The organism is Arthrobacter sp. SLBN-53, from assembly GCF_006715585.1.
In the GTDB taxonomy this organism is placed as follows: domain Bacteria; phylum Actinomycetota; class Actinomycetes; order Mycobacteriales; family Mycobacteriaceae; genus Mycobacterium; species Mycobacterium neoaurum_A.
This window is the reverse complement of record NZ_VFNN01000001.1, coordinates 4,439,776-4,459,971: the sequence shown is the minus strand read 5'-3', so window position 1 is coordinate 4,459,971 and position 20,196 is coordinate 4,439,776. Positions and strand designations below refer to the sequence as shown.

General features: G+C 66.3%; 21 protein-coding genes and 1 other RNA gene. 7 read left to right on the top strand and 15 right to left on the bottom strand.

What is annotated here, in order from left to right; translation table 11 throughout:
• Positions 1-53 precede the first annotated feature (53 nt).
• The 3 genes from FBY28_RS21420 to FBY28_RS21410 all read right to left on the bottom strand — a co-directional run bounded on the left by FBY28_RS21420 (position 54) and on the right by FBY28_RS21410 (position 2,641).
• Positions 54-1,148: a fatty acid desaturase family protein gene (locus FBY28_RS21420; RefSeq protein WP_141869274.1), complete on the bottom strand. Its 1,095-nt coding sequence runs from the start codon at positions 1,146-1,148 to the stop codon at positions 54-56.
• A gap of 338 nt (positions 1,149-1,486) precedes the next feature.
• On the bottom strand, positions 1,487-1,852 hold the full coding sequence (locus tag FBY28_RS21415; protein ID WP_141869273.1) for a hypothetical protein: 366 nt from the start codon (positions 1,850-1,852) through the stop codon (positions 1,487-1,489).
• A 153-nt stretch (positions 1,853-2,005) separates the two neighbouring features.
• A complete protein-coding gene (locus FBY28_RS21410; RefSeq protein ID WP_141869272.1) occupies positions 2,006-2,641 on the bottom strand; it encodes a TetR/AcrR family transcriptional regulator in 636 nt (211 codons plus the stop codon).
• 186 nt (positions 2,642-2,827) lie between these two features.
• On the opposite strand from FBY28_RS21410, the gene FBY28_RS21405 reads away from it, so the two are divergent.
• Positions 2,828-3,079, top strand: a complete 252-nt coding sequence (locus FBY28_RS21405; RefSeq protein WP_141869271.1) for a hypothetical protein — start codon at positions 2,828-2,830, stop codon at positions 3,077-3,079.
• Here FBY28_RS21405 and FBY28_RS21400 read toward each other — a convergent pair whose 3' ends face one another.
• Positions 3,080-4,195 (bottom strand): PDR/VanB family oxidoreductase, encoded by a 1,116-nt coding sequence (locus FBY28_RS21400; protein ID WP_216847881.1) that lies wholly within the window; start codon positions 4,193-4,195, stop codon positions 3,080-3,082.
• A complete protein-coding gene (locus FBY28_RS21395; protein WP_216847880.1) occupies positions 4,192-5,097 on the bottom strand; it encodes a metal-dependent hydrolase in 906 nt (301 codons plus the stop codon). The genes FBY28_RS21400 and FBY28_RS21395 overlap by 4 nt, the downstream gene beginning before the upstream one ends.
• A gap of 103 nt (positions 5,098-5,200) precedes the next feature.
• On the opposite strand from FBY28_RS21395, the gene FBY28_RS21390 reads away from it, so the two are divergent.
• Genes FBY28_RS21390 through FBY28_RS21380 form a run of 3 tightly spaced genes read left to right on the top strand, consistent with a single transcriptional unit; the run spans position 5,201 to position 6,920 of the window.
• Entirely contained in the window at positions 5,201-5,710 is a 510-nt protein-coding gene (locus tag FBY28_RS21390) for a MarR family winged helix-turn-helix transcriptional regulator (RefSeq protein WP_216847879.1), read from the top strand.
• Positions 5,711-5,743: 33 nt separating this feature from the next.
• Positions 5,744-6,115, top strand: coding sequence for a nuclear transport factor 2 family protein (locus FBY28_RS21385; RefSeq protein ID WP_216847878.1), 372 nt, complete (start codon positions 5,744-5,746; stop codon positions 6,113-6,115).
• 55 nt (positions 6,116-6,170) lie between these two features.
• Positions 6,171-6,920 carry an SDR family oxidoreductase gene (locus FBY28_RS21380; protein ID WP_141869268.1) on the top strand — a complete coding sequence of 250 codons (750 nt, stop codon included), beginning with the start codon at positions 6,171-6,173 and terminating at the stop codon, positions 6,918-6,920.
• Between the two features lies 1 nt (position 6,921).
• Here the strand turns inward: FBY28_RS21380 and FBY28_RS21375 are convergent, their stop codons facing one another.
• Together FBY28_RS21375 and FBY28_RS21370 are read right to left on the bottom strand one after the other, a co-directional pair.
• A complete protein-coding gene (locus tag FBY28_RS21375) occupies positions 6,922-8,352 on the bottom strand; it encodes an SDR family NAD(P)-dependent oxidoreductase (RefSeq protein WP_141869267.1) in 1,431 nt (476 codons plus the stop codon).
• Between the two features lie 40 nt (positions 8,353-8,392).
• Complete coding sequence (locus FBY28_RS21370) at positions 8,393-11,230, bottom strand: MMPL/RND family transporter (RefSeq protein WP_141869266.1); 2,838 nt, start codon at positions 11,228-11,230, stop codon at positions 8,393-8,395.
• Between the two features lie 162 nt (positions 11,231-11,392).
• Between FBY28_RS21370 and FBY28_RS21365 the strand changes: the two genes are divergently transcribed.
• Together FBY28_RS21365 and FBY28_RS21360 are read left to right on the top strand one after the other, a co-directional pair.
• On the top strand, positions 11,393-12,355 hold the full coding sequence (locus tag FBY28_RS21365; RefSeq protein WP_141869265.1) for a DNA polymerase domain-containing protein: 963 nt from the start codon (positions 11,393-11,395) through the stop codon (positions 12,353-12,355).
• A gap of 62 nt (positions 12,356-12,417) precedes the next feature.
• Positions 12,418-12,660, top strand: a complete 243-nt coding sequence (locus FBY28_RS21360; protein ID WP_141869264.1) for a hypothetical protein — start codon at positions 12,418-12,420, stop codon at positions 12,658-12,660.
• On the opposite strand, the gene FBY28_RS21355 is transcribed toward FBY28_RS21360, so the two are convergent.
• The gene (locus tag FBY28_RS21355; protein ID WP_141869263.1) at positions 12,629-13,549 is read right to left on the bottom strand and encodes an alpha/beta fold hydrolase; all 921 of its coding nucleotides are present in this window, start codon (positions 13,547-13,549) and stop codon (positions 12,629-12,631) included. The two genes, FBY28_RS21360 and FBY28_RS21355, sit on opposite strands and share 32 nt — an antisense overlap.
• Before the next feature lie 62 nt (positions 13,550-13,611).
• Here FBY28_RS21355 and FBY28_RS26265 point away from each other — a divergent pair, with 62 nt between their 5' ends.
• Entirely contained in the window at positions 13,612-13,743 is a 132-nt protein-coding gene (locus FBY28_RS26265; RefSeq protein ID WP_286178343.1) for a hypothetical protein, read from the top strand.
• 88 nt (positions 13,744-13,831) lie between these two features.
• Here FBY28_RS26265 and ssrA read toward each other — a convergent pair.
• The 7 genes from ssrA to FBY28_RS21320 form a co-directional block, all read right to left on the bottom strand.
• Positions 13,832-14,200: a transfer-messenger RNA gene (ssrA, locus tag FBY28_RS21350) on the bottom strand.
• Between the two features lie 65 nt (positions 14,201-14,265).
• On the bottom strand, positions 14,266-16,539 hold the full coding sequence (locus tag FBY28_RS21345) for a putative bifunctional diguanylate cyclase/phosphodiesterase (RefSeq protein ID WP_141869262.1): 2,274 nt from the start codon (positions 16,537-16,539) through the stop codon (positions 14,266-14,268).
• 115 nt (positions 16,540-16,654) lie between these two features.
• A complete protein-coding gene (gene smpB, locus FBY28_RS21340) occupies positions 16,655-17,158 on the bottom strand; it encodes an SsrA-binding protein SmpB (RefSeq protein WP_019514438.1) in 504 nt (167 codons plus the stop codon).
• A 3-nt stretch (positions 17,159-17,161) separates the two neighbouring features.
• Complete coding sequence (gene ftsX, locus FBY28_RS21335) at positions 17,162-18,055, bottom strand: permease-like cell division protein FtsX (RefSeq protein ID WP_141869261.1); 894 nt, start codon at positions 18,053-18,055, stop codon at positions 17,162-17,164.
• Positions 18,055-18,744 carry a cell division ATP-binding protein FtsE gene (gene ftsE, locus FBY28_RS21330; RefSeq protein ID WP_019514436.1) on the bottom strand — a complete coding sequence of 230 codons (690 nt, stop codon included), beginning with the start codon at positions 18,742-18,744 and terminating at the stop codon, positions 18,055-18,057. The genes ftsX and ftsE overlap by 1 nt, the downstream gene beginning before the upstream one ends.
• A gap of 35 nt (positions 18,745-18,779) precedes the next feature.
• Entirely contained in the window at positions 18,780-19,295 is a 516-nt protein-coding gene (locus FBY28_RS21325; protein WP_141869260.1) for an Rv3103c family proline-rich protein, read from the bottom strand.
• Entirely contained in the window at positions 19,292-20,194 is a 903-nt protein-coding gene (locus FBY28_RS21320; protein ID WP_019514434.1) for a mechanosensitive ion channel family protein, read from the bottom strand. The genes FBY28_RS21325 and FBY28_RS21320 overlap by 4 nt, the downstream gene beginning before the upstream one ends.
• Between the last annotated feature and the right edge of the window lie 2 nt (positions 20,195-20,196).

Sequence of the window (20,196 nt, the reverse complement as noted above, 5' to 3'; positions counted from 1 at the left end):
AGCGCTGCCTCAAGCGGCTTGTCGGCTAGCAGGACCTGGGCAGCAGAGTACGACTAACGCTTCAACCGTCCCACCGCCGCTACCACCCACCGCGGCACCGCCAACCCGTGAATGATCCGCTGAGTCCGAAACAGCTGCCGCGGCAACGACGCCGAGTTGTACGGCAGGTCGTACTTCTCGCAGAGCAGCCGCACCCGCTCACTCACCTCGGGCAGCCGGACACTCGGCAGATCCGGGAACAGATGATGCTCGATCTGGTAGCACAGATGCCCACCGGAAATCGCCAGGACCGGGCCAGCTTTGAAGTTCGCGGTCCCGAGTAGCTGTCGCAGGTACCACTCGCCCTGGGTCTCGTCCTTGACCACCGCCGGATCGAATGTCTCAGCGCCGTCAGGGATATGCCCGCAGATGATGTTGACGTACACCCACAGGTTGCGAATGGTGTTCGCGGTGAAGTTGGCCGCGAACGTCCGACGCCATCGCCGCCCGCTCAGCGCGGGCAGGAAGACATAGTCCTTGCTCAACTGCCGGGCGACCTTGCCGAAGAACTTGCGCTTCTCCCCCGCCATCACCGCGGGATCGTCGCGCAGCTTCTCCGAATGCAGCCCGTGCAGAGCGATGCCCCACTCGAACATGGCCGCCAACACAAAGTTTCGCAACGGCGTCGCCAAGTACCACAGCCGCCACGGTTGATCCTCGGTCACCCGCAACAGCCGATAGCCGATGTCCTCATCCATCCCGAGCACATTGCTGTACACGTGGTGTCGATAGTTGTGCGAGTAGCGCCACTGCGCCGACGCCCCGACCATGTCCCACTCCCAGGTGTTGGAGTGGATCTCGGGGTCGTTCATCCAGTCCCACTGGCCGTGGGAGATGTTGTGGCCGAGCTCCATGTTCTCGATGGACTTCGCGTACGCGAGCGCGCCGGTACCGAGCACCCAGCCGGTCTTGGACTTGCTACAGGCGATCACTAACCGCGCGGTGACATCGAGTGCCCGTTGGAAGTGGATGACGCGCCGGATGTAGGCCGCGTCCTTTGCCCCGAGCGAATCCTCGATATCGCGGCGGATGACATCGAGTTCGAAGGCGATCTCCTCGACATCCGCACTGGTCAGATGCAGGTAGGCAGGCACGTCGGCGATCGCCATGAAAGGTGTCCTCGGGTGAGTGCGGCGTGAGCGGCACATACCGGGCCACTTGTCAGGGTCAGACAGCAGTTTAGGACGTCAGCCTGAACGGAAGGTAATCGACATTCGCCACCTCAGCAAACTTTGCCTCTGACCTGCGAAAGATCAGCTGAAGACATTCTCAGCAGGAACCCGCAGAGTCGTCGCCTGCACCGGCTGACGCCTGCGCTCCCACGATCCGATCATTCTGCGAAGTAGAACGGCTCCCAGTAGCCCATGTCAGCAATGGCGACGACCCCGAACTCACGGGCGCGTGGCGCCTGCCCTTCGCACAGCTCGTCGACCATTGCGTCGAAACGCTACGTCGACACGGGTGTCGAGAGCCCGGGAACGTCTTGCTGCCGTTGTTCCCCGCGATCTTCAACCCCTACAAGTTGATACCTACATCCACGAGCAGGCATGACAGCCTCGACGGAGGACAGCTGTTCGGACATCAACTGACCGTTGAGCCTCAGAACCGGAACCTGCTCCGATTCATGTGTATTCAACCCGGCAACCAGACGCGCTGCCCATTCCTGCTGTTTGTCGGATCCGTACTCGCCGAGTGATAGACCGTCAGAATTCGACGAATGCCACAGCCACGACGCAACGGCCACCAACACGACAAGCATCACGACAATCGCGACCCAGAATGCGCGGGCATGCGCCCGGTACCACGCGACCATGCAGTCACTCCCCTGGACGCATCCAAAAAACCGACACGGGTCGCCTTGCACACCCCCGCCACGATCCGCGAAGCACATCCCCCGAGTGCTCCGCGGATCGCGTCGAATGCCGGCCCGTGCGTACCCCTCGAACGCTGACCGGCCCGGCCGCGCCTAGTCCGACACGCCCGGGATGAACTGCCCCCGGCGAATCAACGAGGCGACCGCTTTGTCCCAGCGCAGCAGCTGCTCGGGCGTGTAGAACGGGGCCGGAATGTGCCGCTCGATGTGGTTGCGCAGGATCATGGCACCGACCCGCAGGATCAGCGGGTTGATGGCACCCCAGATGGAGTCGAGGTCGGGCCGGACGAGACCCTGGGCAGAGAACCCCTCGCCCTGGGCGACGCTGATCTGCAACAGCCCGTCGAAGATGACATTGCCGATCTCGTCACCCTGGCTCAGTGCATGTGCGACGTAGTCGGTGACGTCGGGATACTTGTGGAAAAGCTCCGCGAATCGCCCGCGCAGCGCCTCGGATTGCTCACCGGGCGGTTCTGGGAGCGGATCAGCCTCGAGAACCTCGCCGAACACCTTCAGCACGTGTTCGTCGACCGCCGAGATCAGCCCGGCCTTATTGCCGAAGTAATGCTGAACCAGCCCGACGCTGACACCCGCCGAATCAGCAACAGTCCGCAATGGCGTACTCGAAACACCGTGCTGGGCAAACGATTTCACGGCAGCGCTGATGATGCGCTCCCGGGTGGATGGCTCAACCGGGGCGGACGGACGAAGAAAAACGGTGCCTGCCACCGTCCGACAATACAGCAGTGTGGCTAAACCATACAAGTGTCCAGTCTTGCCATATCAGCGTGGGGTACTGCAATATGCACGTATGGTTCATCGCGGGGGCGATTCGGACGTATCCGAAGACATGGTTCATCAGCAGGCAATTGCTCGCGCCGGGGGCGACTCGGCAAATCCAATCCAGAGTTGGACATGAATTCCGCTCTGCGCGAGCAGATCCAGTCGATATGCGATGCTCTGTACCGCGATCCGCACAACACGGAGGCGTTCGATCAGCTGCGCACGATCCTCGGCATCGACGACCACCACGGCGTTGTGCCCCACGATAACTGGCAGCGGATGGTGCAGAAGGCCTGCGACCGGCTGTTCGACGAGCCCGATAACGCCGACGCCCGCGACCTCCTGCTGGTGTTGCTGACCGCGGGCACAGAACTCACGCCGTAGCTACAGGTCCAGCGTCAACCGCTCACCGGCGAACCGTGCCCGCGACACACAGACCAGCATGTCGCCGGCCGCCCGCTGAGCCTCGGTGAGAATCACGTCGCGGTGCTCCACCTCGCCGGACGTGACCCGCTGCACGCAGGTCCCGCAGAAGCCCTGTTGGCATGAGTAACCGACATCGGGGCGCGTCTGCCGCAGCGCGGCCAGCGTGCTCTGATTCGCCGACACCGCAACAACTTCTCCGCTGCGCAGCGCCAACTCGAACGGCGCCCCGTCCACCACCGGCAACGGGGAGAACCGTTCGACATGCAGTTCGGTGCCGATCGGCAAGGCAAGCCCGACCATCTCCATCATCGGCGGTGGGCCGCAGGCGTAGACCGCGGTCGACCTGTCCACGCCGTCGAGAAGTTCAGCAGCAGTGGGCAATCCGGCATCATCGGTGCGCACCACCACTTTGTCGCCGTACGCGGACAGCTCATCGCGGAAGGGCAGACTGTCCAGAGATCGCCCGGTGTAGCGCAGCGTCCACGGCACCCCCTGCTGCTCGGCCAACCGGACCATCGGCAGGATCGGGGTGATGCCGATGCCGCCGGCGACGAAACGCAGCCGCGCGGCCCTCGATCCGGAACCGGGCAACGGCATCAGGAAGGCGTTGCGCGGGACGCTGACCTCCAGCTCCTGCCCCACCGTCAGCTGGTGTACTTCCGACGATCCTCCGAGACCGTCGGCGTTGTGCCGCACCGCGATCCGGTACTCATCCACCCGATCGGGGTCGCCGCACAGCGAGTACTGCCTGGTCCGTCCCGACGGCAGGTACACGTCGATATGGGCTCCGGCGTGCCACCCGCGCAGCGGCTCACCGTCGGCGGAGGCCAGAGTCAGCGCCACCACCTCGGGATCGCGGGCGACGATATCGCGTGCGGCCACCCGCATGGTCCGGCGGTTCACCGCCGCCGGCAGCTCGGGCAGATCCTCATCAGCGGTCAGCCGCATCACCACCGAGAGGAAGTGCGGCACCGCCGCCCCGGCGATACGGATCAACCGATCCGAGGCAGGTCGGTACAGACCCGCCGGCGGTTCGCCACTGTACGGTCGCAGCAGCCGCGACACTCGGCTCATGAAAAGGTGCGCGCTGCCGGGGAACTGGCCAGATAGGCCACGGCTTGCGCCGTGCTGCCCTCGTCGGCCGGGTTGTAGTCGCGCTTGAGCAAGGTCAGACCCGATCGCACCCAGAAGCCCAGACCCGGGACGGCCCCGGCCTTGGCGGACTTACGCAGTTTCCAGATGATGCGCGCATAGCCGAGATTCGGCAGCGACGGGTCGGCCCGCACGATGAACTTCAGACCGCGCAGCAATACGATCGGCAACGCCGCACTGACCATCAGTCCGGCCGCTGCCTGCGCGATGTAGTCCATGCCGAAGTACTTGGCCACGTTGTAGGACACATGGCGGTGCTCGACCTCTTCGGCGCCGTGCCAGCGGTAGAGATCGGACAGGATCGGATCGACGTCGAGCTCATCCCAGTTGTTGTTCAGCGCCCACGACCCGAGTACACCGGTGAAGTGTTCGGCCGCGCTCAGGGCGTGCGTTCCCGAGGCGATCGCCTTGCGCCTGTCGGCCGCACTGGCGCGGGCCAGCCGCTGGTCGTACTGCGAGACGACCCACTCCAGCTGAACCAGGAAAGGTTCCGGATCGATCCCGTGCCGGCGCAGGTATTCGACGAGCACCTCGTCGTGGGTCTTGGCGTGCACGGCTTCCTGGCCGATGAAGCCGATGATCTCCTCACGCAGGTGGTCATCGCGGACATACTCCAGCGCGTCGGCCAGCAGTTTGCTGAACCAGCGCTCGGCGACCGGCAACAACAGGTTCAGTGCGGTGGCCGAGTGCGAGGCGTACGGATCGCCGGGTATCCAGTGCAGCGGAGGCGTCGACCAGTCGAACTGGACGTTTCGCGGACGCAACGCGATCTCGTCGGGGGCAAACGCATCGGCCGCGCTTAACTTGGCGCGGTTTTCAGACATCACACCATGTTGCCCGTTGATCTTGTAACTGAAACATGGGCGAGCAAACGCTGCGCGTACGGGATACCGCCGAACCGTGCGCTGGGGCGGCATACTCGGCGGCGTGGCGACGAAGCGGGACACATCACGAAACGGCCGTTCGGCATGGCTGACCCCGGAACAGCAGCGCGCCTGGGTCGCCTTCATGCGTGTCCAGCTGCGGATGGACTACGAGATGAATCGGCAGCTGCAGGCCGATTCCGGGCTGTCGCTGTCGGATTACCACGTGCTGGTGGCCCTGAGCGGCGCTTCCGAGGACGGTATGCGGGTGGGCGATCTGGCCGCCCATATCGGCTGGGAGCGCAGCCGGGTGTCCCATCAGTTGCGTCGGATGGAACAACGCGGATTGACCCGGCGCGAAACCGGCACCGAGGATGCCCGGACCACGAACGTGGTGCTGACCGCCCAAGGCCGGGCGGCCATCGAGGAGGCCGCGCCCGCGCATGTCGACCTGGTGCGCCGGCTGTTCTTCGACGCTCTGCCCGCCCCCCTGCTGACGTCGTTCACCACCGCCCTGGAACACATCCACGTCAATCTCAATCTGAACAGCTCGCTGCCGCCCTCACCACCTTAGAATGGTGATTTATCACCCAATGAGGAGGCTCCGATGAGCGATATCGTCACCGACCTGATGCAGGCGAACCTGCTCGCCGTCTTCAACGAACGGGACCCGCAGACACGCGCCGACGCCATTGCCGCCACCTACGCCGACGAAGTCCGATGGACCGATGACGAGGGCCTCGTCACCGGGCATGACGCCCTCAATGACAAAGCGGCTCAACTACAAGCGGGCCTGACCGGTATGCACTTCACGGCGGCCGGAACGGTCCGCCAGACCCGCGGCTTCGGCTTCCTGGCCTGGGAGGTGCGCCGCGATGAAGACGATGTCGCGGTGATGACCGGATTCGACGTCGCCCTGATCGCCGACGAGCGCATCACCGACCTGTGGACGGTGTTGACAGGACCACCCTCGGAATAGGTGATACGTCACGTAACGTTCTGATCGTCGTAGCACTTCGACGAAAGGAACGATCATGGGACAGCTCGACGGCAAGACAGCGCTGGTAACCGGCGGCACCTCCGGCATCGGCCTGGCCGGTGCCAGGCGGTTCGCCGCCGAGGGCGCCGAAGTCTTCATCACCGGACGCGATCGCACCCGCCTCGACGAGGCCGTCGCCGCCATCGGCCCGCGCGCCCACGCGGTGCAGGGCGATATCAGCAAGGTCGCCGACCTGGAGGTTCTCGCCGAAGAGATCACGGCGGCCGGACGCGGACTGGACGTTCTCTACGCCAACGCCGGTGGTGGCGACTTCGCAACGCTGGCCGAGGTGACCGAACAGCACTACCGCGACAACTTCGATCGCAATGTCGCCGGCACGGTGTTCACCGTGCAGAAGATGCTCCCCCTGCTCAACGACGGCGCATCGGTCATCCTGACCGGATCGACGGCCGCCACCGAGGCGACCCCCAGCTTCGGCCTCTACGCGGCGTCCAAGGCGGCCATCCGCTCCCTGGGACGCACCTGGGCCGCCGAACTGGCCGACCGCAACATCCGGGTCAACACCATCGTCCCCGGCCCCATCGAGACACCCGGCCTGACCGGATTGGCCGGCGACGCCGAGCAGGAGAAGGCGCTGTTGGACGGTCTGGCCGCCGGTGTGGTGCTGCACCGACTCGGCCATGTCGACGAAATCGCCTCAGCCGTCCTGTTTTTGGCTACGGACCAGAGCAGCTATATGACCGGGGCCGAACTGGCGGTGCACGGCGGGAAACTGCAGATCTGAGTCACCAATCGGCTTTGGCGTAATCCTTGAGGAAGCAACCGTGGAGATCCTCGCCGGCCTCGCCCCGCACGATCGGGTCATACACCCGGGCGGCACCGTCGACCAGGTCGAGCGGGGCGTGGAAGCCCTCCTCGGCCAGCCGGAGCTTGGTCGGATGCGGGCGCTCGTCGGTGATCCAGCCGGTATCGACCGCGGTCATCAGGATGCCGTCGGTCTCCAGCATCTCGGCGGCGCTGGTGCGGGTGAGCATGTTCAGCGCGGCCTTGGCCATATTGGTGTGCGGGTGGCCCGGCCCCTTGTACTTGCGGCCGAACTGACCCTCCATCGCCGAGACGTTGACGACGTACTTGCGCCGCGCCGCGGCCGCGGCCATCGCCGGGCGCAACCGGCTGACCAGGATGAACGGTGCGGTCTGGTTGCACAGCTGCACCTCGAGCAGTTCCATCGCGTCGATCTCGTCGACATGCTGGGTCCAGCTGTTCACCGACGCGGTATCCGGCAGCAACCCGCCGGCGTCGATGGCGGTGCCCGCGGCGATGCGCTCCGGGGAGGCGCTGCGGGCGGCCAACGCGAGCTGGGTCAACGCGTGCGGGGTCTGGTGCTCGCCCAGGCTGCCGGTCAGGGCCGCCGGGTGCGCGTCGCTGACCCGGTCGAAGGAGATGACGTCGACCAGTTTGGAGACCAGTTCCGGCGGCGGGGTGCGCTCGGCCTCGACCAGCGCCGAGTACGAGCCCGGCGAGCGGCGCACGGTCTGGGCGGCATTGTTGATCAGGATGTCGAGCGGCCCGGCGGCGGCGACGGTATCGGCCAGCGCGACGACCTGGGCCGGGTCACGCAGGTCGATACCGACGACCCGCAGCCGGTGCAGCCAGTCCGCGCTGTCCTCCATCGCCGCGAAACGGCGCACCGCGTCGTTGGGGAAGCGGGTGGTGATGGTGGTGTGCGCCCCGTCTCGCAGCAGCCGCAGCGCGATGTACATGCCGATCTTGGCGCGCCCCCCGGTGAGCAGGGCCCGCCGTCCGGTCAGATCGGTGCGGGCATCGCGCTTGGCGTGGTTGAACGCCGCGCACTCGGGGCAGAGCTGGTGGTAGAAGGCATCGACGACGGTGTGATGCTTCTTGCAGACGTAGCAGGCCCGGCTCTTGAGCAGGGTGCCCGCCGAGGCGCCGGCGGTGGCAGAGACCAGCGGCAGACCGGCGGTCTCGTCGTCGATGCGCCCTGGCGCCCCAGTGGCGGTCGCGGCGATGACGGCGCGGTCGGCGGCGGCCACCTCGTCGCGTTTGGCGGCCCGACGGGCCTTGCGCACCGATTTGAAGATCCCCGCGGTGGCGCGGCGCACGGCCACGGCATCGGGGTGCTCAGGGGGTAATCCCTCGACGTCGGCGAGCACCTGCAGGCAGGTGGCCAGCTTGTCGGGGTCGATCGCGTTCACTGAGGTAGCGTACGGGCTCGGCCCTGCTGAGCGGGAATCGTCAGACGCTGACGCCGCTGTCGGCCAGCCGGCGACGGGAGGCCTCCGACCGGATGATCTTGGGCCACCAGAACCAGCGGCCCAGCAGCGCGGCCACCGCGGGCGTCATGAACGAGCGCACCACCAGGGTGTCGAACAACAGCCCCAGCGCGATGGTCGTACCGACCTGGGCCATCACCGTGAGGTCGCTGAACGCGAACGAGGCCATGGTGAACGCGAACACCAGGCCGGCCGAGGTGACCACCGAACCGGTGCCCGCCATCGCGCGGATGATGCCGGTCTTCAGCCCACCGTGCAGTTCCTCCTTGAACCGGCTCACCAACAGCAGGTTGTAATCCGAGCCGACGGCGAGCAGCAGGATCACCGACATCGGCAGCACCATCCAGTGCAGTTCGAGGCCGAGCACGTGCTGCCACAGCAGCACCGACATGCCGAAGGATGCCCCGAGGGACAACAGCACCGTGCCGACGATGACGGCCGCCGCCACCAGGCTGCGGGTGATCAGCAGCATGATCACGAAAATCAGTGCAGACGCCGCGATTCCGGCGATCACCAGATCCCACTGCGCGCCGTCGTGCATGTCCTTGTAGGTGGCCGCGGTACCGGCGAGGAACACCTTCGATCCCTCCAACGGCGTGCCCTTGATGGCCTCGCGGGCGGCCTGTTTGATCGGGTCGACGTGGGCGATGCCCTCCGGGGTGGCCGGATCACCGTCGTGACTGATGATGAACCGCACCGACTTTCCGTCCGGTGAGATGAAGTTGTCCATCCCGCGTTTGAAGTCCTCGTTGTCGAAGGCCTCCGGCGGCAGGTAGAACGTGTCGTCGTTGCGGGCATCGTCGAACGCCTCCCCCATCGCGCTCGAATTCTCCTGCATGGCCGAACCCTGGTCCTGCATACCCTTCTGGGTCTGGTACATCAGCAGCATCGACTCTCGGGTGCTCTTGAGCACCTCGATGTTCTGCGGCATGATCTCGGCCAACTGCGGCATCAGGGTGTCCAGATGCTGCAGGTCCGGGAGTACGGTCTCGATATCGGTTGTCAGCACGTCGATTCCGTCGAGCGTGTCGAACACCGAGCGCAGCGCATAGCAGGCCGGGATGTCGTAACAGTGCGGCTCCCAGTAGAAGTAGTTGCGCAGCGGACGCATGAAATCGTCGAAGTTGGCGATGTAGTCGCGCAGATCGGCCGTATCGGCGGTCAGGTTCTCGGTCTTCTCGACCATCGAATGGGTGACATCGGCCATCTGTTGGGTGACGGCCGCCATCTGCTCCATCGTCTCGATATTGGTCTGCATATCGTCGGCCTGGCGCAGCATGTCCGCGAACTGGTCCTCGCGGTACTTCTCGTTCATGGTCTGGGTGGCGCCCTGCTGGCTGAGCATGAACGGGATCGTGGTGTGCTCGATGGGTTTCCCGTTGGGCCGGGTGATGGTCTGCACCCGCGCGACGCCGGGCACGGCCAGGATCGACTTGGCGATCTTGTTGATGACCAGGAAGTCCGCCGGGTTGCGCAGGTCCCGGTCGCTCTCCACCATCAGCAGTTCGGGGTTCATCCGGGCGGCACCGAAATGGCGTTCGGCGGCGGCATATCCGACGTTGGCCGTCAGATCGGTGGGCAGGTAGCGGCGGGCATCGTAGTTGGTCTTGTAGCCGGGCAGGGTGACCAGACCGATCAGCGCCAACGCCAACGTCGCCACCAAGACCGGTCCTGGCCAGCGCACCACCGTCACCCCGATGCGCCGCCACCCCCGCGACCGGATGGCCCGTTTGGGCTCGAAACGCCCGAACCGGCTGCCGATCGTGATGACCGCGGGCCCCAGCGTCAACGCCGCGAGCACCGCCACCAGAGTGCCGATCGCACAGGGCACACCCATGGTCTGGAAATAGGGCAACCGGGTGAACGAAAGGCACAGCATGGCTCCGGCGATGGTCAGCCCGGAGCCCAGCACCACATGCGCGGTCCCGCCGAACATGCTGTAGTAGGCGGGCTCTCGGTCCTCACCGGTGCCGCGTGCCTCCTGATAGCGCCCGACGGCGAAGATCGCATAGTCCGTGCCCGCGGCGATGACCATGAGCGTCAACAGGTTCACCGCGAAGGTCGACAGCCCGATGAGCCCGGAGTTCGCCAGAAACGCCACGATGCCGCGGGCGGCGCCGAGTTCGACGAACACCATCAGCAGGATCAGGATGGTGGTGCCGATGGACCGGTACACGATCAGCAGCATCGCCAGGATGACCCCGAGGGTGATCATCGTGACCAGGAAGATGCTCTTGTCCCCGGCGTGGTGCTGATCCGAGATCAGCGGTGCGCCACCGGTGACGAAGACGTGCAGGCCCGGCGGCGGCGGATTCTGCGCGACGATATCGCGGACGGCGGCCACCGATTCGTTGGCCAGCGTCTGGCCCTGATTGCCGTGCAGGTAGAGCTGGACGTAGGCGGACTTGCCGTCGGCGCTCTGCGCGCCCGCCGCGGTCAGGGTGTCACCCCAGAAGTCGGCCACGTGCTGGATGTGGGCCGGGTCGGACTCGAACCTGTCGATCAGACCGTCGTAGTAGCGGTGCGCCTCGTCACCGAGGGGCTCGTCGCCCTCCAACACCACCATGGCGTTGGAATCGGAGTCGAACTCCTCGAAGTTGGCGCCGATGCGCTTCATCGCGATCATCGACGGCGCATCCTGGGCGCTCAGCCCGACGGTGTTGGCCTCGCCGACCTCTTCCAGGGACGGAACCAGCACATTGGTGGCCACCACGATGGCGAGCCAGGCCAGCACGATCGGCACGGCGAGCGTGCGGATCAGCCGGGCAATTCTCGATCGCTGGCCATTACTGGCGTTCATCCGATGGCCCCGTCACTGTTACAGAATCGCTACTGCGCGTAACTTACGTAGCCCGTTTAACCATGACAACTCGTGGACCAAACTGACAGCAAACTCACAGCTTCATTCGACGCGCTCGTCGAGAGCGCGAGCCCGGGCCCGATCCTGTGGTGGAGTGGAGTGATGACCGCGGACGAGCAGCGTGCCGGCGTCGAGCTGACCAACCTGGATCAGCCGCTCGGGCCCGATGCCGGAGTCACCAAGCGCGACCTGGTGGACTACCTGGATGCGGTCGCCGACAGGATTCTGCCCGTGTTGACGGGTCGGCCGCTGACGGTGCTGCGGGTGTTGCGCGGCCGGGCACCGTTCATGCAGAAGAACGTCCCCAAGTACACGCCGGACTGGGTGAAGACGGTCCCGGTGTGGGCCGCGGCATCCCACCGCGAGATCCACTACGCGCTGTGCGATGACCGGCGCACGCTGCTGTGGCTGGCCAATCAGCGCGCGATCGAGTACCACGCGGCGCTGGGGTTGGTCGCCGACATCTACCGGCCCACCCATCTGATTCTGGACCTCGACCCACCCGACGGTGCGGACTTCGCCGCGGTGGTGGCGGTGGCGCTGCTGGTCCGCCAGGCCCTGGCCGATTCGGGTTTGACCGGCGCCGTGAAAACCAGCGGCTCGCGCGGAGTGCACATCTTCGTGCCGCTCATCGAGGACGCGGCCGGCGACGATGTTGCCGCCGCGACCCGGGCTCTGGCGGCGCGCGCCGAGTCCCTCGACCCGTCCATCGCCACAACGGCTTTCATCGTCGAGGACCGGGCGGGCAAGGTGTTCGTCGACGCCACCCGCTCCGGTGGGGCGACGGTCGCGGCCGCCTACAGTCCACGGCTGCGTCCGGGCGTCCCGGTGTCGTTTCCGGTGTCCTGGTCGGAGCTGCCCGAGGTGCACCCGTCCGATTTCACCGTGCACACCGCTCTCGAGCGCCTCGGCGACCGCGATCCCTGGGCGGCCGAGATGCCCGCGCCGCAGCAATTGCCGACCGATCTGATCGCGCAGGGCCACACCATCCCGGTGGCCCGGGTCGCCGCCATGCACGAGGGCAAACGGCGGGCCAAGGCGCGACGCCAGCAGGGCTCGGTCTGATCACGGGCTCGGTTTGGTCACAAGCATTGCCCTGCGGTGCCCGCCGCTGTTGGACTGGGCAGGTGTGGACACTGGCGCTGATCATGGTGGTCGCCGTCGCGGCCGCGGCGGGCGGTTACACCGTCGGCAGGCGTAGCCAGACGCGCACCCGCCGGGTCTTCCTGGTCGGTTTTCTCTGCGGGTCGATGGCGGGCGCCCCGGTGCGGCGTCGGCTGATGCGCCTGTTCGCGGTTCGCCGGGCGGCGGTGCGCCGGCCGGTGGTGCGTCGGCCGGTCAGACCGCTGATTGTTGCGCAGCGCCGATGAAGTCGACGCCGGCGTTGATCGCCGCGCGGTGCCGCAGAATCCGGTAGTGCGCCAGCCGACCGAGACCGCGGGTGGTGACCAGTTCCGCGTCGGGCCAGTCGTCGATGAGCGCCTTGCTGTAGTGGTACGGCGCGTCCGGGTCATCGGGGTCGTGAATGACCAGCAGCGGTGTCGGGGTCTGCAGGTTAGACCCGATGACCCCGAGATCGGTGTCGAACAACGGCATCTTGATGCGCTTGCTCAGCCGGCGGTGCAGACCATCGCGGATGCGCGGCCCGAATCCGTGCCGCTCGGCGAACAGGTCCAGATAGAACCCGAAGTCACCCATCGGCGCCAGGAACACCATGCGCTCGATCTCGGTGCCGCGGGCCAGCGCCAACGCGGCGGCCTTGGCGCCCAGCGAGTGCGCGACCACCGCACGGGCGGGCCCGTGTGTGCGAACGACGGCGCGGAACGCCTCGGTGCACTCCACGAGATGCGTGCGTCCCTCGGCCAACGAACCGGTCTCGGAGTCGTTGTGCGCGGGCAGGTCGAAGGCGATGACGCGGTGGCCGGCATTGACCAGTGGCTTGACGAAAACCCCTAGGTGGGCGCGGCAACCGCCCCAGCCGTGCACCAGGTAAACCGCAGGCCCCTCCCCCCAGGCCTCGCCCGCGATGCGATGCCCGTCCCAGAAGGCCTCGATCGGCTCACTGGGCGGCACCCCGGGCGGCATCCGCAGGCTGGCGTCGACCTGCGGCGGGGTGCACCACAGCTCGGTGGCCCACTTGGCGCCGATCGCGGGCGCGAACCGCTCCAGCAGGCCGAGGGCCCGGCGGATGCGCGGTTCGACCGGCGGCTCGATACCCGAACCGGCCTGATCCTCGGACTGCGCGCTGTCGCCGACCATCAACTGTCCCCTCGCCCCATGTCGCCGATCCTAATTGCACGGGGGCGGTGCCCTGGCAAACTGTGCGTCATCGCATCGAGCACTGCGCCGCGCGTATGGCGCCGCTGACGGCCGGATTCACCGCACTCGGGGTGCTGGCGGGCCGGCGCTGGGCGGCCGAGGACGCCGCGAGCGTCGACACGTTGTCCAGATAACCGGCGAAACTCGACCACAAGTCGACAATGGGCGCACGAGTCAGGCGCGAGCACGAAAAAGGCCCGGACCTCGCGGTCCGGGCCTTTCTTGTGGAGCTGCCGGGAATTGAACCCGGGTCCTACGGCATTCCCTCAAGACTTCTCCGTGCGCAGTCCGCTAAGTCTCTACTCGGATCTCCCGGTCACGCGAACAAGCCGAGATGACGATCCCAGTCGCTGTTTGATGTCCCCACGGGTCCCGCGACCGAACCCGTGGGTGGGTCCCTCTAGCTGATGCCAGGGTCCGGGCCGAGGGCGCTCCCGGTCTGACAGACACACCGTCGCTTAGGCAGCGAGGGCGTAGTCGCGCTGATTGGAATCGGCGCTTAATTGGTTGCAACGACGCTTACGGTGGTCTCTTGCCTGCACCGGCACGCTTCCCTTGATTCGATGCGCGAAGTCGAAACCGTTCAGCCCCTCGCACCCCCGCCGAGGTTCGGCAGGACTTTCCATACTAACGGTTTATACAACCGAGGCCAGCCATTAAAAAGTCCGCACGGCACGGCGCCGGATCTCGGCCAGCTCGGACATCGGCACCGGCCGCCCGAACAGGTATCCCTGACCGAACCGTCCGCCGGCGCGGCAGACCATATCGGCCTGGTCGACGGTCTCGATTCCTTCGGCGATCACCTCGAAGCCGAGCTCACCGCACAGGTTGATCACCGAGCGGTAGAGCGTCAGGTCCCGGCCGGCGTCCATATCCGAGGCCAGCGTCCGATCCAACTTCACGATGTCCACCGGCAGGCAGTGCAGGTAGAGCAGCGAGTTGAAGCCCGAACCGAAATCGTCGAGGGCAACCTTCACGCCGAACTCCCCGAACCGGGTGATCTGCGTCGCGGCCTTGTCCAGATCGACGATCGGTTCGGTCTCGGTGATCTCCAGGATCAACCGTCCGCGCGGGATCTCGTGGCGTTGCAGCACCTCACGGACCACCTGGTCGAAGCCGGGCGTGCCCAGTCGGGCCCCTCCGATGTTGACGTGGATGTCCAGGTCGATCCCGGCCGCGCGCGCCTCACCGCACGCCATGTCGAGCACCAACGCATCGAGTTCGGCGCCCATGCCCGCCGCTTCGGCATCGGCGACGAATGTCTCCGGCGAGATCTCGACACCGTTGCCCGCCGTCCAGCGGGCCAGCGCCTCCACCGCCACCAGCTCTCCACCCGGCAGGGCCACCACCGGCTGGTAGACCAGCCGGAAACCCCTCGGCGGCGCGCCGAGCGCTTCACGCAGCATCGTCGGGAAGTCGACCACCGCCCCGGCGAGCGGGTTGTAGACCACGGCGGTGTTCTTCCCCATCCGCTTGCCGGCATACATGGCGACATCTGCCTGCCGCAGCAGACTGTCCGAGGTCTGCGACAGGCCGTCGGCATCCGGGCGCACCAGTCCCATGCTGGCCTTGACGCGCACCGACGATCCGTGCACGGGGAACGGGTCACGCAAGGCGAGGCGCAGGCGGTCGGCGGCGCCTTCCAGTTCGGCGTCGGCCTCACCATTGCTGACGATCAGCACCGCGAACTCGTCGCCACCCACCCTGGCCAGGGTGTCGCGCTCGCCGATGCCGCGCGACAACCGCTCCCCCACCGCGCGCAACAACTCGTCGCCGGCGGCGTGGCCGAATCTGTCGTTGACCTCCTTGAAATCGTCGAGGTCCAGGAAGATCAACACGAACTTGCCACGTGCCATCGCCTCGTCGAGGCGCTTGGCGAACAGGGTCCGGTTCGGCAGGCCGGTGAGCGGATCATGATGCACCTGATGGGCCAGCCCGCGCTGCGCCCAGAACAGCCACTGGGTCAGTGAACGCTCGGCGCGCGTCGCGACCACCTGGCGGCTGGCCACCAGCACGACCATGAGGATGGTCAGGAACGCCGCGAGCGCGGACACCTCACGATCGATGTAGAGGTGGTAGGCGAACAGCACCGCCACACCCAGAAAGCCCATATAGGGCAGCAGCAGGTGCGGCCAGTCCTGACGGCGCAGCACGTCGGCATCGCGCGCCGGGGTGGTCGGCAGGAACGCGAACGCCGTGAGCACCGGGCCGACGATCAGTCCGATGCCGACCCAGAGTTCGGCATCGACACGGTCCACCGACCGCACATAGGCAAGCATGCGGTTGGACACGCCCATCAGCAGCAGTCCGCCGGCCAGCAGCATGTAGTTGGTCCGGTTGGGCCGACCCGCGTCGTAGATCATCGCGATCAGGACGATGACGCCGATGACGCCGATCTCGGCACCGATGAAGACGACGTCGAGCACCCGCATGACCGGGCTGGCTGCCTCGAATCTGGTGCCCAGGTCGCTCATCGCGGCCAGGATGAGGAACGCGACCGCGGCGATCACCCCGTCGAGCACGTTGGTGACCAGCGACTGCCGGAGCGGACTGGCCGCGGGCGCCCGAATCCCGCCGCTGGATCGCGCCAGCAGGATCACCGAGGTGAAGACCAGCACGGGTAGGGCCAGGAAGATCGCGCGGGCCAGCATCGGCGCCCAGTCGGCGATATGCACCTGCCACAGCGTCTGGCCGAGCACCCAGGTGAACAGCGCGCACACGAACGACACCCGCCACCAGCGTTCGAGACCATGCTCCCGGGCCGCGGTGAGCACGCCGACGACAACGGCGCCGACACCGACACTCACCTGCAGGATCAACTCGACACGATCGGCAACGGCGGCGCCGAACGGCGCGCCGGCATTGATGGACGCGAGGATGACGACGCCCCCGAGGACGAGGGCACATAGACGCGAGCGTCGCACCGTCACCCGTCCTCCCGTGCGTCTTGACGCGTGGGCGAACTATATCCCTGTATTGCCCGCGAACCCTGGAAATGCGATCACGGCGGAAACAACGCGCCGCGCACGGCCGCACGCACCGGGCTCAGCGCATTCCCTTGGCGCGGCGGCCCAGTTCGCGGATCACCTCGCGGTCGGCATCGCGTTTGGCGAGGTCCTGGCGCTTGTCGCGGGCCTCTTTACCGCGGGCCAGCGCCAGCTCGACCTTCACCTTGCCGTCGACGAAGTACAGCGACAGCGGCACCAGGGTGAGGTTGCCGTCACGGATCTTGCCGACCAGTGTGTCGATCTGACGGCGGTGCAGCAGCAGCTTGCGGTTGCGTCGCGGCGCGTGGTTGGTCCAGCTGCCGTGGTGATACTCGGCGATGTGCAGGTTGCGCAGCCAGATCTCACCGTCGTCGACGGTGGCGAACGCGTCGACAAGGGAGGCCTGACCCTCGCGCAGGCTCTTGACCTCGGTGCCCACCAGCACGACGCCGGCCTCGAAGGTCTCCAGGATCGAATAGTTGTGCCGGGCCTTGCGATTGGTCGCAATGACGAAGTTGTTCGCCTTCTCGGCTTTATCCGGTTTCTTGCTCTTGGTAGCCATCTTCTATCTTCGTACGTAGAGGCGCAGCGTCACGTACGCAGTGAGCCCGGCCATCGCCACACCCACGAACAGCAGGATCGGCGAGATATAAACTATGTCCGCGAAGTCCAGCGGCGCAATCAAATTAGCCTGGGTGAACTGCGACAGCGCCTTCTCCAGGAACAGCGACCGCACCGTGAGCAGGCCGAGCAGCGCCAGCACCACGCCGATGAACGCGGCCAACATCGCCTCCACGAGGAACGGCAGCTGGGTGTACCAGCGTGTCGCGCCGACCAAGCGCATGATGCCGATCTCGGTCCGCCGGGTGTACGCCGCGACCTGAACCATGTTGGCGATCAACAGGATCGCACCGATCGCCTGCACCAGTGCCACCGCGAACGCCGCGCTGGACATGCCGTCGAGCAGCGCGAACAGCCGGTCGATCAGATCCTTCTGGTTCAGCACGTTGAGCACGCCGGGCTGGCCCTGCATCGCGCTGTCGAAATCGAGGTGTTGCTCGGGGTTCTCCAGCTTCACGATGAACGAGGCCGGGAACGCGTCCTTGCTGGCCACGTCCTTGAACGCCGGGATCTTCTTGATGGCGTCCTCGTAGGCATCAGCCTGGTTCAGGTAGCGCACCGAGCGGACGTCATCGCGCGCGTCGATCTGCGCCCGCAGCGCCTTACACGGATCCTGATCACAGGTCGGGTCGTTGGCCGAGACGTCGTTGGTGAGGAAGACCTGGCTTTCCACCCGGTCCAGATAGATGTCGCGAGACTGGTCGGCGACGCGCATCACCAGCAGACCCCCACCGAACAGGCCGATGGAGATGGCCGTGGTGAGGATCATGGCCACCGTCATGGTGACGTTGCGGCGAAGTCCGGTCCAGACCTCGTTGACCAAAAAGCCGAAGCGCACTAGCGATCCATTCCGTAGACACCGCGCTGTTCGTCGCGGATGAGCCGGCCCAGTTCCAGTTCGATGACGCGCTGACGCATCGAGTCCACGATGTGGTGATCGTGCGTGGCCATCAGAACGGTGGTGCCGGTGCGATTGATCCGCTCAAGCAGATCCATGATGTCCTTGCTGGTCTCCGGGTCCAGGTTGCCGGTCGGCTCATCGGCGATCAGCAGCAGGGGCCGGTTGACGAACGCCCTGGCGATCGCGACGCGCTGCTGTTCACCACCGGAGAGTTCGTGCGGCAACCGGGCGGCCTTGCCGGACAGACCGACCATCTCCAGCACATCGGGCACCACGCGGTTGATCACATCGCCGCGCTTGCCGATCACCTCCAGCGCGAAGGCCACGTTCTCGAACACCGTCTTCTGCTGCAGCAGCCGGAAGTCCTGGAAGACGCAGCCGATCACCTGCCGCAGCTGCGGGATGTGCCGGTCGGCGAGCTTGTTGACGTGGAACTTGGAAACCCGGATATCGCCCTTGGACGGGTGCTCGGCGCCGAGCAGCAGGCGCATGAACGTCGACTTGCCCGAGCCGGACGGCCCGATCAGGAAGACGAACTCACCCTTGTCGATCTTGAGCGAGACGTCATCCAGTGCCGGGCGGGCAGAGGATTTGTACTGCTTGCTCACTTTGTCGAGGGTGATCATCACGGCACGCCAGTGTAGCCGGATCTCGACGTGTGTCAGTTCGGGCTGGGTGCGGGCGGTGGCGGTGTCGCCCCGGGGGCGGGAGTCGGACCGGGCAGCACCGGCAGCGTGATCGGCGGCAACAGGCCACCCGGACCGTCCGGATCGATCACCGTCGTGGTGGGTTGCCCGTCTGTGGTCGGCTCACCGCTCGGCGCGGCCGGGCCATCGGGTCCAGGGGTACCCGACGTCGTCGTGGGCGACGTCGTGGTGGTCGTGGGCTCCGGCGGCTCGGTGGTCGTCGGGGTCGTGGTGCTCGGGTAGGTCCTCTGCGGGCGTTCGTAGACCTGCGTGCGGGGCACCCAGGTGTAATCCGGGTCGGGCACGAACCCAGGCGGCACGGTCTGGGTGATCGGGGGCGGCTCCGGCGGCGGTTGATAGGTCTCGTAGAGCCATGCGGTGCAGAAGAACGCGACCATCAATCCCACCGTCGAGGTGCGCATCCGCCCGCCGAACACATAGGTCGGCCAGCGCTTGTTGTCGTCACCGGTGGACCGGGTTACCAGTTTCACTGACTGCGGACCTCCGAGTTCGCGGCCAGCGGGGTGGACTCCGGCTTGGACACGATCCCGGCCCGCGCCAGCGCCGCGATGACCAGCAAGCGCAATTGCCTGCCCACCTCGAACTGCTTACCGGGCAGGGTGCGGGCCACCATCCGCAGGTTCACGGTGTCCAGTTCCAGGCTTTCCACACCCATCAGCTGGGGCCGGTCCAGCAACAGCTCGCTCATGTGCGGGTCTTTCATCGCGTTCTCGCATACCCCGTGCAGCAGCTCGTTGACCGAGTTGAGGTCGGCGGTGGTCGGCACCGGGATGTCGACCACGGCGCGCGCCCAGTCCTTGGACAGGTTGAGCGATTTCATGATCTGGCCGTTGGGGATCGTGAAGACCTCACCGTCGCTGGTGCGCAACTTGGTCACTCGCAGGGTGACGTCCTCGACGGTGCCGGTGGCGTCGTTGGAGGCACCGAGGGTCAGCGTCACCAGGTCACCGAATCCGTACTGCTTCTCGGTGATGATGAAGAACCCCGACAGCAGGTCCTGCACGATGCGCTGCGCCCCGAAACCGAGCGCCGCACCGAGCACGGCGGCGGGCGCCACCAGCGATCCGACGGGGATGGCCAGGATGTCGGTGATCTGCAGCAGCACCACCACGCAGATCAGGGCGATGGTGACCCAGGAGATGACCGACGCGACGGCCTGCCGGTGCTTGGCCGTCTCGGTGCGCACCAGCGCGTCGCTCTCCCGGAAGTCGGCGTCGATCCGACGAGTGATCCGCTGGGCGGCCCAGTTGACGAACCGCGCGATCAGGATGGCGGCGATGACCAACATGACGATGCGCAGACCGCGGGTGATGATCCACTCGCCGATCTCGCCGCGCCAGAAGTCGTGCCAGCGGTCGGCCACTGACATCG